Origin of the sequence: Escherichia sp. E3659, from assembly GCF_005781135.1 — a bacterium.
Taxonomy (GTDB): Bacteria; Pseudomonadota; Gammaproteobacteria; order Enterobacterales; family Enterobacteriaceae; genus Escherichia.
In genome coordinates this window covers 177911-191247 of record NZ_VATQ01000027.1, presented here as the reverse complement: position 1 = coordinate 191247, position 13337 = coordinate 177911, and the positions used below count along the sequence as shown (strand labels likewise).

General features: G+C 51.8%; 14 protein-coding genes. All 14 read right to left on the bottom strand.

The genetic code is table 11. The features are described from left to right. Positions 1-5: 5 nt before the first annotated feature. The 14 genes from FEK47_RS18625 to aroK all read right to left on the bottom strand — a co-directional run bounded on the left by FEK47_RS18625 (position 6) and on the right by aroK (position 13051). Complete coding sequence (locus tag FEK47_RS18625) at positions 6-1310, bottom strand: YhfT family protein (protein ID WP_000366844.1); 1305 nt, start codon at positions 1308-1310, stop codon at positions 6-8. Between the two features lie 11 nt (positions 1311-1321). Next, the gene (locus FEK47_RS18620) at positions 1322-1675 is read right to left on the bottom strand and encodes a DUF2620 domain-containing protein (RefSeq protein ID WP_000719728.1); all 354 of its coding nucleotides are present in this window, start codon (positions 1673-1675) and stop codon (positions 1322-1324) included. A gap of 10 nt (positions 1676-1685) precedes the next feature. Then, positions 1686-2564: a phosphotriesterase-related protein gene (locus tag FEK47_RS18615; RefSeq protein ID WP_130258686.1), complete on the bottom strand. Its 879-nt coding sequence runs from the start codon at positions 2562-2564 to the stop codon at positions 1686-1688. Beyond that, positions 2561-3787 carry a phosphopentomutase gene (locus tag FEK47_RS18610; RefSeq protein ID WP_135487152.1) on the bottom strand — a complete coding sequence of 409 codons (1227 nt, stop codon included), beginning with the start codon at positions 3785-3787 and terminating at the stop codon, positions 2561-2563. Before FEK47_RS18610 ends, FEK47_RS18615 begins: the two co-directional genes overlap by 4 nt. Then, complete coding sequence (locus FEK47_RS18605; RefSeq protein WP_135487151.1) at positions 3787-4950, bottom strand: YhfX family PLP-dependent enzyme; 1164 nt, start codon at positions 4948-4950, stop codon at positions 3787-3789. Before FEK47_RS18605 ends, FEK47_RS18610 begins: the two co-directional genes overlap by 1 nt. 83 nt (positions 4951-5033) lie before the next feature. Next, positions 5034-5396: a PRD domain-containing protein gene (locus FEK47_RS18600; protein WP_130208951.1), complete on the bottom strand. Its 363-nt coding sequence runs from the start codon at positions 5394-5396 to the stop codon at positions 5034-5036. Positions 5397-5412: 16 nt separating this feature from the next. Continuing rightward, positions 5413-6318 (bottom strand): GntR family transcriptional regulator YhfZ, encoded by a 906-nt coding sequence (gene yhfZ, locus FEK47_RS18595; RefSeq protein WP_130221399.1) that lies wholly within the window; start codon positions 6316-6318, stop codon positions 5413-5415. 290 nt (positions 6319-6608) lie between these two features. Further along, complete coding sequence (gene trpS, locus FEK47_RS18590; protein ID WP_138183316.1) at positions 6609-7613, bottom strand: tryptophan--tRNA ligase; 1005 nt, start codon at positions 7611-7613, stop codon at positions 6609-6611. Then, a complete protein-coding gene (gene gph, locus FEK47_RS18585; protein WP_130217640.1) occupies positions 7606-8364 on the bottom strand; it encodes a phosphoglycolate phosphatase in 759 nt (252 codons plus the stop codon). Before gph ends, trpS begins: the two co-directional genes overlap by 8 nt. Next, a complete protein-coding gene (gene rpe, locus FEK47_RS18580) occupies positions 8357-9034 on the bottom strand; it encodes a ribulose-phosphate 3-epimerase (RefSeq protein ID WP_000816280.1) in 678 nt (225 codons plus the stop codon). Before rpe ends, gph begins: the two co-directional genes overlap by 8 nt. A gap of 17 nt (positions 9035-9051) precedes the next feature. Further along, positions 9052-9888 carry an adenine-specific DNA-methyltransferase gene (gene dam, locus FEK47_RS18575; protein WP_130217642.1) on the bottom strand — a complete coding sequence of 279 codons (837 nt, stop codon included), beginning with the start codon at positions 9886-9888 and terminating at the stop codon, positions 9052-9054. Between the two features lie 106 nt (positions 9889-9994). After that, complete coding sequence (gene damX, locus FEK47_RS18570; RefSeq protein WP_130208961.1) at positions 9995-11293, bottom strand: cell division protein DamX; 1299 nt, start codon at positions 11291-11293, stop codon at positions 9995-9997. 91 nt (positions 11294-11384) lie between these two features. Next, the gene (aroB, locus tag FEK47_RS18565; protein WP_130208963.1) at positions 11385-12473 is read right to left on the bottom strand and encodes a 3-dehydroquinate synthase; all 1089 of its coding nucleotides are present in this window, start codon (positions 12471-12473) and stop codon (positions 11385-11387) included. 56 nt (positions 12474-12529) lie between these two features. Next, complete coding sequence (aroK, locus tag FEK47_RS18560) at positions 12530-13051, bottom strand: shikimate kinase AroK (RefSeq protein ID WP_001507994.1); 522 nt, start codon at positions 13049-13051, stop codon at positions 12530-12532. Positions 13052-13337 lie beyond the last annotated feature (286 nt).

Sequence of the window (13337 nt, the reverse complement as noted above, 5' to 3'; positions counted from 1 at the left end):
CTTCCTTAAGCCGGAACGAACAGGCCAAGCCAGTAAAGAACATTCAGCAGGATGCCGGTGATCATTACTGCCACGACCGGTGCCGCCATTTTCTGTACCGGACGGCCCAGAGATTCGTTGAGGAAGTAAATGGCAACCGCGATAGAGAATCCGGTATAACCCGCCATCTTAATTGCTGCGAAAATCGAACCGACCAGCAGAGCCACTTCCATCAGCATATTCATGGCGTTACGGATGTTATCCGACGCATTACGCACCGACGGGTAGCGCCCCAGCCATTTGCCGATCGAACGAAGCAGCAAGACTTCTGCCGAAATAACCACTGCGCCTAATACCGCTGCAACCATCGGATTCGGTGAGAGATAGCCCACCGCATAAACAAAGGTAAAGCCCGCAACTGCATACACACCCGTTGCTAACGCGGTGGTGGCAATCAACGGCACAAACCCCAGTCCGCGCATAAATTCTGCCAGAGCCGCCTGATTAATCAGCGTTTGCGATTGTTCCGGCGTTACGCCTGCGGAATATGCTTTCTCCAGTGTGAAGATCGAAACTTCGCTACCAGCAAAAATCTTCATGCTGGCAACGGCAGCAATCAGCGCCCCGACAATGGCGATATAGGGTAAGTTTTTGATAATGCGCGACGTACGTTCTTCAAACACCGAAAGCCCGCTGGCATCGATGTCATTTTCATCACGATGACGCAGGTCGTGAGTTATCGCGATCCCCAGCAGCATTACCATGCCAATAAAGATTTCGATGGATTCCGGATTGAGATGCGGGAAATAGCGCACGACTACCACACGGGTCATCAGCACAACCACGGCGGCGATCAGACTTTGCTTCCAGCCAAACTGGTAGAAAATCGCCACCAGTGGGAACAGTGCAAAAGCTGAAACCACCGGCGAGCTTAATTCCCCCAGACTACCTAATACATCCACCGGTAGCGCGGTCAGCAGCTGGTTTACTGGCAACAGGCAGGTGAGGATCAATATCCCCCAGATAGCGCCAAGGCCAAACGCCATCAGGCTGTTTATCGCCAGTACGCCGAGGATATCGGTAGGAAGAAAGAGTAGCCATGCGTTTAGCAGCCCGGTTTTCAGGGTAAAAGAGATCCCCACCGAGGCCACAAAACCAATGCTCAGACCAAAAGCGATACTCCCCGCCTCGCGACGGTTCATATAGCCTTCAATCAGTTGCGGCAGGATCGGTCGGATGCCGTCATGAAAAACAGCCGCCGAGCGATGCGCCAGAAGCGATGTCATACCCGTCAGGCACGCCACCACGATAATCTGAATATACAGATCCATAGTCGTGCCTTTTATTTCAGATGGTTAATCAACATCGGAATCGCGTGTTCGACGTGCTCAACGGAAAGCCCAAACGCCACTTTCCCTTCGGCGATCATTTTGGCGATATGTTCGTCTTTCGCTTTAATGCCAGGCTTGGCAATGGTGCAACTTTTGTTATAGCCAATCACCGCGATGGCAATCGACAATGCCGCGCCCGCACCGGTATTACACGCGCCGATGTAGTAATCCAGTTGCCCGGATTTCACCTTCATCGCTGCTTCCATATCGTTATGAATGAAAACTTCAAAACAGCCTGGAGCCGTCGCTTCAATGGTTTTTTTAATCTGCTCACGCTGTAAGCCTGCAACGCCAATCTTTTTCATGAGTCTGTCCTTATTGGAAAAATTGAGAGGGATTTTCACGTAACATCACATCCACATCGGCCTGACTGAATCCTGACTGGCGCAATTGCGGAATAAAGGTGGTCAATAAAAAGTCATAGCCATAACCACCGTTGGCTTTTAAATGGGAACGGCGCGTAATATCCATCGACAGCATGACGCGGTTCAGCAACCCACGGTCGCGTAGCGCATGAAGCATCGCAATACGCTTTTCGTCCGGGTAGTAACTGTTCTTACCAATGGTGTCGAACTGCACGTACGCGCCGAGATCGATCATCTTCAAAATGTTGTCGAGGTTGTCTTTCAGATCGCAGTGACCAACGGTGACGCGCGAAAGATCAACTCCGTGGGCTTGCAACAGAGCCAGTTGTTCCAGCCCCATCGTGCTAAAAGAGGTATGTGTGGAGATCGGGCGTCCGGTCTGGTTATGTGCCAGCGCAGCGGCAATAAACACCTTCTCTTCCAGCGGCGTAATCTTCCCTTCGCTGGAGCCGATCTCCGCGATGATCCCGGCTTTCAGTTCCGTGCCATCGATACCCTGCTCAATTTCATCGACCATCTCTTGCGCCAGTTCCTGCACGCTGCGGGTCGCCACATGTTCCGGGAAAAACGCGTCCTGGTAATAACCGGTACAGGCCACCACGTTGATCCCGGTTTCGCGCATTACATCGAGCATAAATTGCGCATTGCGCCCCATGTAACGGTTGGTCATCTCAATCACATTACGCACGCCCTGGGCCATCAGGTCGTTCATCTCCTGGCAAATGAACGCATACTGATCAAGGCGGCAGTCCACGTTGTTTTTAAAGCCGGAGAGATCAATATGCAGATGCTCATGGGCCAGGGTGTAGCCCGTCGGATCAAAACTCATAGGGTGTCTCCTGCAAACCGGAGGGAGGAAAGAAAAGAGCGACCATTTTGTGGCGGTGGCGCACGGAAGAATTCACACACGGTAGCGCCCACATCGGAGAGCGTGGTGCGAACACCAAGCTGCGTGGCAGCCAGGCCTTGCTGATAAACCAGCACCGGCACGACTTCGCGAGTATGGTGGCTGTGACCGATTGTCGGGTCGTTACCATGATCAGCCATGACGATCAGGCAGTCATCTGGCTGCATCGCCTCAACCAGGAGAGCAAGATTACGGTCAACGACTTGCAAACGTTCGGCATAACGTGCGACGTCTTCTGCGTGACCAGCGAGGTCGGTTTCCTGAATGTTGGTGCAAATAAACGCTGTCTGATGGGTGATAAATTCGTCGAGGGTGATATCCATAATCCGCTGGCTATCCACCAGGTTTTGCCAGCTCACGCCATAAGGATTGTTGACGATATCTGCCACCTTACCCACCAGCACGGTTGGCACGCCCGCTTCATACAGTTTTTGTGGCACCTGCACTTTTTCATCAACGCCGTAGCCCATATGCACGACCTGGAAACCGTTGTCATAAGCGCCAGAACGCGGCGCATTAATACCAATAAAGCGCCCTTCTTTGCTTTCTGCGGCATCGAGAATACGCTGACTGTCGGTTAACAGGCCGCCAAATGTAATGACCCGACCGACCTGTACCTGGTCACGCACGATACGACCAATTTTGATTGCGTCGTCAAAAGAGATCACAGAGAGATTGGCGGTAATGTTATAGACCTGGCCTAAATCCGCCTCGAGATTATCGCCAATCGCAACCGCCTGATTGACCCACAGAAATTGCAGATCATCGCCATGGCGCTCCACCTGCCAGCCAGCGTTAAGTAATGCTTGCTCAACACGGTCAATCACATCGCGAAAGGGCATCCGCAGCGGCGGTAACGGGCGCGTGCCTAAAATTTCCTGATGCCCCATAAAGGTATCGCCACCTTCATGTTGCAGCTCTGCCACGCCCCAGGTTGCAGAATCTGACGGCTGCATATCTCCAGGCGCATAACCTAATGCGTTGATTAGCCCCATTTTCTCCAGCGTTGGCAGCTGCAAATGCGGCAGCTGGCTCAAAATGTGACCACAGGTATTCGCTCCCGCATCCTGCGGGCGCACCAGCGTGACATCTTTCATTGCGCCTACGCCAAAGCTATCAATCACTAACACCACGAATCGCGCCATTACGCCCCCAGAGAGTTTCCAAGACTGTCATAACGACCGACGATTTCCGGTTCGCCACGCTGAATACCCGATACCAGCACCACATCACTGCGGGTAACAAAAATTTGTGTACGAAAACAGAACACTACGGCACTACTCACCGGAAACTCGCCTGCTAACGGCAGGTAATAGTCGATACTGCTGTCATCTACAGTTTTGAGGTTGGTTTCAGTAATCTTTTGATTTTCTTTAGTAAAAACCAGAGCGCGGTGAGCATGACCACGACGGTAGTAACCGCCGCCGTAGCAGTAGCTGTCGCCACGGAAATGATGGGAAATTTCGCTCAGCCAAAGCATCGCGACACGTTCAGGTTGGTCGCCCTGCTGGTTTGCCGGAATAGTGCCCGTCAGCGCATGACCGGGTTCGGCATGAGTCACACCGTATTGCGCCAGCAATGGCAGCGAAGTGCAGCTGGTCGCTGAAGGCGCGTTCAGTTGCTCAATCGCAATACCAGATTTCGCCAGTTGATCCCGTGCTTGTACCAGCGTGTGAAGATTTGGTGTCGGCAAAACTTTCCCGGCAGCCTCATCCCAAAGCAGGCAAGGGAAATGGGTAAGTCCCGCCAAATGTAGCCCCGGCAGTTTCTGGATTTCAGCGACAATGTCATGCAGCGTGTTTTGGGGAAAACCGCTCTCCTGGCCCGGATAAAGAAAATCATCATCGCTATAAACTTTGAGCAGCACAGACTGCACACGTCCGGCCTTCACCGCTGCTGCAGAGACTTCCCGCGCTTTATCGAGAGTAAACACGGTGATGACGTCAGTTCCCTGTGCAACGGCGTCAGAAACCTGGTGACAAGGGATTTGCACCAGATGTCCCTGATGCGCCACCGGCAGACCGGCGCGGCGCATGACCCGCGCCTCTTTGTAATCCACCGCCACAATGCCGCTGTAGCCCAGTGCCAGAAGTTTTTCCGCCAGCCACGGATTACGGCCAAACTGCTTGGTCATCAGATACAGCTCAATGCCGTAAAGCCGCGCCGTCTCAATCAGCCTCTTACCGTTTTCCAGTATCTGATCCACGTCGATCACCCAACTGTCCGGGGCGATCTTGCCCTGTTGCCACAAGCTTAGTGCGGCGGAAATCAGCGCTGGGTTCTGGCGTTTCAATGCTTCTACAAACATCTTGTTGCCTCGTTTCTGTTCCTTGAATTAAACATTCATTTTTTTGAATATTTAAGTTATGTGACGCGGATTTGCCGTATAACTCAGACACCTTCGTTGGCGGCCATCCATAATCCATAGAGATTGGCCAGCAAATACCCTTCTTCACACGGGTTAATTTCCAGCGCGAATTCCTTCAATAGCACCTGATGCAATTGCACAATCGCTGGCCAGTATGTGGATTGCGCCAGTTCCGCCAGTAATTCGTCATCCAGCGGCAGTATGTGTTCGCCCCGACGACTGCGCATCAGCGCACTCGCCATATGCGTCATCGCCATCGTTCCCTGCTCGCTGCGTATGGGAAGATGGCATTCTGTTTCCAGTACTTTGACGACCTGCATCATGCCTTTGCAGATGTCCTTATCAATGACTCCCGCCTCGCAAAGCAGGTTGAGTCTGTTTTCCATTTAAGACGCCTTTCGCTTAATAACTGGGTTCAAGTTCCCCACTGACGACTCGCTGTTGATGAGCAAGCAGGGCATGTTTATCAACAACCGCACGTAGCAATTGTTGCATCGGGTAATCATCGGCTCGCGTTAGCACCACGGCTTCAGTGGCCTGTAAAAATAGCGGATCGTTCGTCAGCGGCGTCGCTTCTAATCCCAGCATGGCCAGTTCGCTTTCCGCCACCGCGTTCCAGATAACCGCATCGACATCGCCTTTAACAATGCGTTGTAAACTCTCGTGATATGAGAGGTCAACGCGCTCCACATCGCTATTGCCAAAAAAGACATCGGTCATGATTTTCTGATCCGCCGAGCGGTTATCCAGCCCCACGCGTTTCACGTTGCCGGACGCCCCTTTACGGCAAATCAGCTGGTGCTCGCCAACATAGGTATGTGGCCCCAACTCCAGCGCGAGGCATAACCCTTTTTGCGTGAGATAACTTTCTGCCGCCAGGCGGGACACTACCGCCATGTCATACACGCCGTTAAGCAAACACTCCACGCGAATATCCGCGCCACGCATATGCGCATAGTAAAAAGGAATGCCATCAAACTGGGCTTTCAATCCGCTCGCCAGTCCTTCGTACAAACGGGTATAGGGCAAGGGCATCGCACATACCACGTTGTTGATATCCACATGAGTCAGCAGGGCTTTATTATCCATCTCAACCAGATAGCTGCCATTGCGCCCACGGCGTTCAATTCTTATCGCGCCGCTTGATTCCAGCGTTTTCAGCGCGGCCTGTGTCAGACCAACCGATGAATGGCACTCAGTTGCCAGTTCATCTATTGTTTTCAATCGATTACCGCACTTTTCACCTAACAGATAACGAGCCAGAGTCGTGATGACGACGCCTTCTTTTTTGATAAACGTTCGACGCATAGTATATTTTCAATAAAGTGAATATTTATATCTTCATTAAAATGAAGATAAGTGGCAACTAAGAGATGTGGAAACGGCGAGGCACTTCACATTTTTTCGGGTTGTTGCGAAAAGAGGATAAAAAAACCGGATTTCCCCGGTTTCAGAGTGATGATAAAAGCAAAATTGCCTGATGCGCTACGCTTATCAGGCCTACATTTCCTTGCAATATGTGCATTACTTTGTAGGCCGGATAAGGCGTTCACGCCGCATCCGGCATGAACAAAGCGCAATTTGCCAGCAATAGTGAATTACGGCTTCGCCACAAAACCAATCGCTTCATACACCGCTTTCAGCGTACGGGAAGCGTGCGCGCTGGCTTTTTCTGCGCCGTCTTTCATCACCTGTTGCAGGAAGGCTTCGTCATTGCGGAAACGGTGATAGCGTTCCTGCAATTCAGTCAGCATACCGGAAACGGCATCAGCTACTTCGCCTTTCAGATGACCATACATCTTGCCTTCGAACTGTTTTTCCAGTTCCGGGATGCTTTTGCCCGTTACCGCAGAAAGGATATCCAGCAGGTTGGAAACGCCCGCTTTGTTCTGCACATCGTAGCGAACTACCGGTGGCTCGTCGGAGTCAGTGACCGCGCGTTTGATTTTCTTCACTACCGATTTCGGATCTTCCAGCAGGCCGATAACGTTATTGCGGTTATCGTCAGACTTGGACATTTTCTTGGTCGGCTCCAGCAGCGACATTACACGCGCACCAGATTTCGGAATAAACGGCTCCGGTACTTTAAAGATATCGCCATACAGCGCGTTGAAACGCTGGGCGATATCGCGGCTCAGTTCCAGATGCTGTTTCTGGTCTTCACCCACCGGCACCAGATTGGTTTGATACAGCAGGATGTCCGCCGCCATCAGCACCGGATAGTCAAACAGACCAGCGTTGATGTTCTCGGCATAACGCGCAGATTTATCTTTAAACTGGGTCATGCGGCTCAATTCGCCGAAGTAGGTATAGCAGTTCAGCGCCCAACTTAACTGCGCATGTTCCGGCACATGGGACTGAACAAAGATGGTGCTTTTCTCAGGATCGATGCCACATGCCAGGTACAACGCCAGCGTATCCAGCGTCGCTTTACGCAGTTTCTGTGCGTCCTGGCGCACGGTGATCGCGTGTTGGTCAACGATACAGTAAATGCAATGGTAGTCATCCTGCATGTTTACCCACTGACGCAGCGCACCCATGTAGTTACCAATGGTCAATTCACCTGAGGGCTGTGCGCCACTAAAAACGATGGGCTTAGTCATTTTTCGATTCCTGATTTTCGCTATGCGGAAGCCCTAATGCGGGCAGAAGGTCATTTATAGAGTGATAAATTACATCAGGCTGGCTGAGATCGATAGCCTCGCCGTAGTTATATCCGTAGGTTAAGCCAACTGATGGGCAACCTGCCGCTTTTGCCGCCTGAATATCATTGCGTGAGTCGCCAACAAACAGCATCTGTTGTGGGGCAATTCCCATCCGCTCAGCCACCAGTAACAGTGGGTCCGGGTGCGGTTTTTTGTTTTGCACATCATCGCCGCCGATAACCACGCTAAAGTATTTTGCGATATCTAACGCTTCGAGCAGCGGCGCGACGAACGGCGTCGGTTTGTTGGTAACCAGGCCTAGCGGCAGGCCTTTAGCCTGCAACGCGCCCAGAGTATCAGCAACGTGCGGGAACAAAAATGTCCCCTCTTCGGCAACTTCGCCATAGTAGCGATCGAACAGTTTACGCAGAATACGTACCTGTTCTTCTGCCGGAATGTCGTCATCAACGGGCGGTTTACCCATTGTTTTACGCAGAGTCGCACGTTCCTGACGCGCCCAGGTCAATGCGCGCTCCATCAGAACATCTGCGCCGTTACCAATCCAGGTAATAACGCGTTCTTCACCTGCAACAGGCAACTCCAGCGCATACAGTGCCATATCTACCGCAGCAGCAAGACCAGGAGCACTGTCCACCAGCGTACCGTCGAGATCAAATGCGACGCCGCGAATATCTTCAAACTTATTCATGACTTACCTTTGCCAGTTCACTGCGCATTTCATCAATGACTTTTTTGTAGTCTGGCTGGTCGAAGATTGCCGAACCGGCAACGAACATATCCGCGCCCGCCGCAGCGATTTCGCCAATGTTGTTCACCTTCACGCCACCGTCCACTTCCAGACGGATATCAAAGCCCGACTCATCGATGCGGCGGCGCACTTCGCGCAGTTTATCTAATGTTTGCGGAATGAAAGACTGACCGCCGAAACCAGGGTTGACGGACATCAGCAGGATCACATCCAGCTTGTCCATTACATAATCCAGATAGCTCAGAGGTGTCGCCGGGTTAAATACCAGCCCCGCTTTACAGCCATTTTCTTTAATCAGTTGCAGCGTGCGGTCAACGTGCTCGGAGGCTTCTGGATGAAAGGTAATGATGCTGGCGCCAGCAGCAGCGAAATCCGGCACAATGCGATCAACGGGTTTCACCATCAGATGCACGTCGATAGGGGCGGTAATGCCGTAGTTACGCAAGGATTTCAGCACCATTGGCCCAATTGTCAGGTTGGGAACATAGTGGTTATCCATGACGTCAAAATGCACGACATCAGCGCCAGCTGCCAGGGCCTTTGCGGTATCTTCACCCAGGCGGGCAAAATCAGCCGACAGAATTGAGGGGGCAATCAAATACTGTTTCATCCGCTTCTCCTTGAGAATTATTTTTTCGCGGGTGAAACGACTCCTGGTTTGTACAAAGCCAGCAGTTCGTCCACCTTTTTACGTGTGCCGCCGTTGCTGCTTATACTGCGTCGAACTTTGACGACATGCAATTTTGCGCGCTGATACCACTCACGCGTTAACATCGTATCGTGATTGGAGATCAGCACAGGAATATGGCGATCAACCAGACCTTCTGCGATCTCCGCCAGATGGGCTTGTTGTTCAAGCGTAAAACTGTTTGTGTGATACGCCGTGAAGTTAGCGGTCGCAGAAAGCGGCGCATAAGGCGGATCGCAATAGACGACGGATGCATCATCTGCGCGCGCCATGCTGTCGGCGTAAGACTCACAATAGAAAAAGGCATTCTGCGCTTTTTCGGCAAAATGATACAACTCAGCTTCCGGGAAATAGGGCTTTTTATAACGGCCAAACGGCACATTAAATTCACCGCGCAGATTGTAACGGCACAAACCGTTGTAGCCGTAGCGGTTCAAATATAAAAACAGTACTGCCCGACGCAAGGGATCCTGGCTTTTGTTGAACTCTTCGCGGAACTGATAGTAGACCTCGGCGCAATTTGTTTCGGGAACAAACAGTTCGCGGGCAGCCTGCACATACTCTTCGGTACGCGTCTTTACAATGTTGTAGAGACTAATCAGATCGCTGTTGATATCAGCAAGGATATAACGAGAAAAGTCGGTGTTAAGAAACACCGACCCGGCACCAACAAAAGGCTCAACCAGACATTCGCCCTTAGGCAAATGCCGTTTAATATCATCAAGCAAGGGATATTTGCCCCCTGCCCACTTCAAAAAAGCGCGATTTTTCTTCATGCTGACTAACTAATTACACCTTCTCCGGCTGTGGAGAAAGCTCCGACAGCATCCAGCGCTTCAGGCAATTCCCGCAACGGTTATCCATTGCGGGAAATAGCCTTGATTACTTCAGATCGGCCTGTACCTGACGCAGCGGTTTCGCCCAAGGATTTTTGGCCTGGACATCGGCTGGCAATGTAGATACCGCTTTTTTCGCTTCTTCTTTCGAAGCGTACACGCCAGAAACCAGGACATACCACGGCTGACCATTACGCGTCGTTTCATAGACAACGTAGTTTTTCAGGTTCTCTTTCTTCGCCCAACCGTTCAGGTTGTCGTAGTTAGAGGAACTGCTCAACTGCAGAGTGTAATGGCTTGACGGTGCCGATTTCAACGAACCAACATTACCCGCGCTCTTCGCCCCAGCAGCTGGTGTTGTCGTGGTTTGCGCCGGAGATGCCGTTTGTGCCGGCTCCGTGCTGGCAGTCGCATTCGGCGCTGGCGTTGCCGCTGGCGTAGAAGTCGCAGCCGGTGCCTTCGAGCTCGCCACTGGCGCTGCTGGTTCGGTACGCTTCGGTTGCTGTGCTACCGGCTTCGGTTCGGTTTTCACCGTTGCTTGCGGTTTTTTCGGTTCAATCACTGCCTGCTGACGCGGCGGACGCGTGGTGGTCGGACGTTCAGCGGTTTGCGTTTTTGCCGTGTCGCGCGATGCATTGCCATTGCGTACTGGCGCAACCGTTGCGGGTTCGGTCGGCAATGTCGAATTTACCGCCACATTGTTCAGCTGTTGCTGATTTTGCGGCTGGGTCAGGGCATTGTTCAGATCACCCTGTACTTCAACACGCTGTTGACCATCCGTTGCCGCCGGGGTTTGCCCCTGGGTCGGCGTAGAAGAAATCGGCGGCAGAGAAACATCCTGCTGAGTATTTTCCGCAGACGTGGTTCCCGGTGCTGGCTGCACGCCATTCGCCTGATCGGTCGCATTGCCAGCAAGATCAATACTCTTCTCACCAGACGCTGTTTGATCGCTGGAAGAGGTCGAGGGGGCTTTTAACGCAGAACCGATACCGATGATCAACAGCAACAGAACAAGAATACCGACGCCCATCATCATATACTGACGAGAAGCAGGTTTGCTGGCTGCTTTTTTGCGCTTACGCGGACGCCGCTCTACACGCTCTTCATCCACCGTTTCATCTTCGGATTCGTCATATTCTTGTTCGATTTCCGGTTCCTCATCGCGCTCTTTTTGCGCGCGGGTCGGACGGCGATCATCCGTATCATCAAGTTCAATATCATCAAAATTGATCTGCGGTTCGCCACGTTCAGTACGTTCAGAACGCTCAGAAGATTGACGAGAACGACCAGTACGACGATCGCTGGGATCGGGTTTCAGCTCGTCTTCTGGTTTGAATTCATCCATTTAACACCCCACTAAAAGGTTAATGCTTACCACGTTGCAATTAACCTGAAGCTAATAAACCGCCGGATAAGCGGCCTGACCTTTCTTGTTGTTACGCTAACTGACAATCAGCAATGGCGTTAAGAACGATATCGTGCGAAACACCGCCGCGAACTTCGCTCTTACCAATTGCCAGCGGAAGAATTAAGCGCATTTCTCCCGCAAGAACTTTCTTGTCACGCAGCATATGCGGTAAATATGCCTGCGCGGACATTTCGCGCGGCCCATTGACCGGTAACCCAGCCCGCGTGAGCAGGGTAATAATACGCTGCGTTTCGGCAGAACTGAACTGCCCGAGACGTTCCGATGTGCGCGCCGCCATTACCATACCCGCAGCAACCGCTTCACCGTGTAGCCAATTACCATAGCCCATTTCAGCTTCAATGGCATGACCAAAGGTATGTCCAAGATTGAGTAAAGCACGTAAGCCAGCTTCACGCTCGTCGGCGGCAACAACTTCTGCTTTCAGCTCACAGCAGCGGCGAATACAGTACGCCATTGCAGGGCCATCCAGACGAAGCAGCGCGTCGAGATTCTCTTCCAGCCAATGGAAAAACTCGCCGTCAAGAATAATGCCGTATTTGATGACTTCCGCTAGCCCCGAAGCCAACTCACGCTGAGGAAGCGTTTTCAGACAATCGAGATCTACCACCACCGATGCAGGTTGGTAAAACGCGCCAATCATGTTTTTACCGAGGGGATGGTTTACCGCGGTTTTGCCGCCAACGGAGGAGTCAACCTGCGACAATAGCGTCGTTGGGACTTGAATGAAGCGAACGCCGCGCTGATAGCTCGCCGCCGCGAAACCGGTAAGATCGCCCACCACGCCGCCGCCAAGTGCAACCAGTGTAGTATCGCGGCCATGCGGCTTTTGCAACAACGCTGTAAAGACGGTGTCGAGTACTGCCAGGCTTTTATACTGCTCGCCGTCAGGGAGGATAACGCTATCGACGTTAACACCCGCCTGTTCAAGTACGCCGCGGACCTTATCGAGATACAGAGGAGCCAGGGTTTCGTTGGTGACCAACATCACCTGCTCGCCCGATTTCAGCGGTAAGAATGAAGCTGGTTCGTTAAACAAACCAGATGCGATGGTAATTGGGTAACTACGTTCCCCGAGAGTGACGACTATCCTCTCCATAACGCGACATCCACCTTAATTACTGTACCCGCAGACGAGTGTATTTAAAGCCAGAATTAGTTGCTTTCCAGCATGTTAATAATCTGGTTTGCGACCACTTTAGCGCTTTGGTCATCAGTACGAATGGTCACGTCGGCAATCTCTTCATACAGCGGATTGCGTTCATTGGCCAACGCTTCCAGAACTTCACGTGGCGGTGTTTCAACGTGCAGCAACGGGCGTTTTTTATCACGCTGCGTGCGTGCAAGTTGCTTTTCGATGGTCGTTTCAAGATAAACGACAACGCCACGAGCGGAAAGACGGTTACGCGTTTCGCGGGATTTCACAGAGCCGCCGCCAGTAGCCAGCACAATACCCTGCTTCTCGGTCAATTCATTGATGACCTTTTCTTCGCGATCGCGGAAGCCTTCTTCGCCTTCTAAATCGAAAACCCAGCCCACATCAGCTCCGGTTCGTTTCTCAATCTCTTGATCGGAATCGTAAAATTCCATATTGAGTTGTTGAGCTAACTGGCGCCCAATAGTGCTTTTTCCGGCACCCATAGGCCCAACCAGAAAGATATTGCGTTTCTCTGCCATTTTTTCGGTACTACTAAGACTATTCGTTAATGATAAACCCGCTTCGCTCAGAGAGCGCAGCAGGACATGAACTGAAACCTCATAAGATATTGCGAGAGTCAGACTGAAAATTATCTCAATACTCCAGCAGGTTTGGCAACTGAATAAATCGCCCATCCCTCTGCATATCTGGTCGCTGCAGGCATGCTGCCTTGCTATCACCGCTTTGGCGATAAATCACCGGGTAAGATTAGCGTAAAAAAGACAGCAAAATGCCGCCTGAATGATAAATCATCATCATAAAACG

Coding starts and splice junctions, on each gene's coding strand:
- rpe (WP_000816280.1), bottom strand. CDS start 9,034: ATGAAACAGTATTTGATTGCCCCCTCAATTCTGTCGGCTGATTTTGCC.
- dam (WP_130217642.1), bottom strand. CDS start 9,888: ATGAAGAAAAATCGCGCTTTTTTGAAGTGGGCAGGGGGCAAATATCCC.
- trpS (WP_138183316.1), bottom strand. CDS start 7,613: ATGACTAAGCCCATCGTTTTTAGTGGCGCACAGCCCTCAGGTGAATTG.
- FEK47_RS18615 (WP_130258686.1), bottom strand. CDS start 2,564: ATGAGTTTTGATCCGACGGGCTACACCCTGGCCCATGAGCATCTGCAT.
- FEK47_RS18610 (WP_135487152.1), bottom strand. CDS start 3,787: ATGGCGCGATTCGTGGTGTTAGTGATTGATAGCTTTGGCGTAGGCGCA.
- FEK47_RS18620 (WP_000719728.1), bottom strand. CDS start 1,675: ATGAAAAAGATTGGCGTTGCAGGCTTACAGCGTGAGCAGATTAAAAAA.
- aroK (WP_001507994.1), bottom strand. CDS start 13,051: ATGGCAGAGAAACGCAATATCTTTCTGGTTGGGCCTATGGGTGCCGGA.
- aroB (WP_130208963.1), bottom strand. CDS start 12,473: ATGGAGAGGATAGTCGTCACTCTCGGGGAACGTAGTTACCCAATTACC.
- yhfZ (WP_130221399.1), bottom strand. CDS start 6,318: ATGCGTCGAACGTTTATCAAAAAAGAAGGCGTCGTCATCACGACTCTG.
- FEK47_RS18605 (WP_135487151.1), bottom strand. CDS start 4,950: ATGTTTGTAGAAGCATTGAAACGCCAGAACCCAGCGCTGATTTCCGCC.
- damX (WP_130208961.1), bottom strand. CDS start 11,293: ATGGATGAATTCAAACCAGAAGACGAGCTGAAACCCGATCCCAGCGAT.
- FEK47_RS18625 (WP_000366844.1), bottom strand. CDS start 1,310: ATGGATCTGTATATTCAGATTATCGTGGTGGCGTGCCTGACGGGTATG.
- FEK47_RS18600 (WP_130208951.1), bottom strand. CDS start 5,396: ATGGAAAACAGACTCAACCTGCTTTGCGAGGCGGGAGTCATTGATAAG.
- gph (WP_130217640.1), bottom strand. CDS start 8,364: ATGAATAAGTTTGAAGATATTCGCGGCGTCGCATTTGATCTCGACGGT.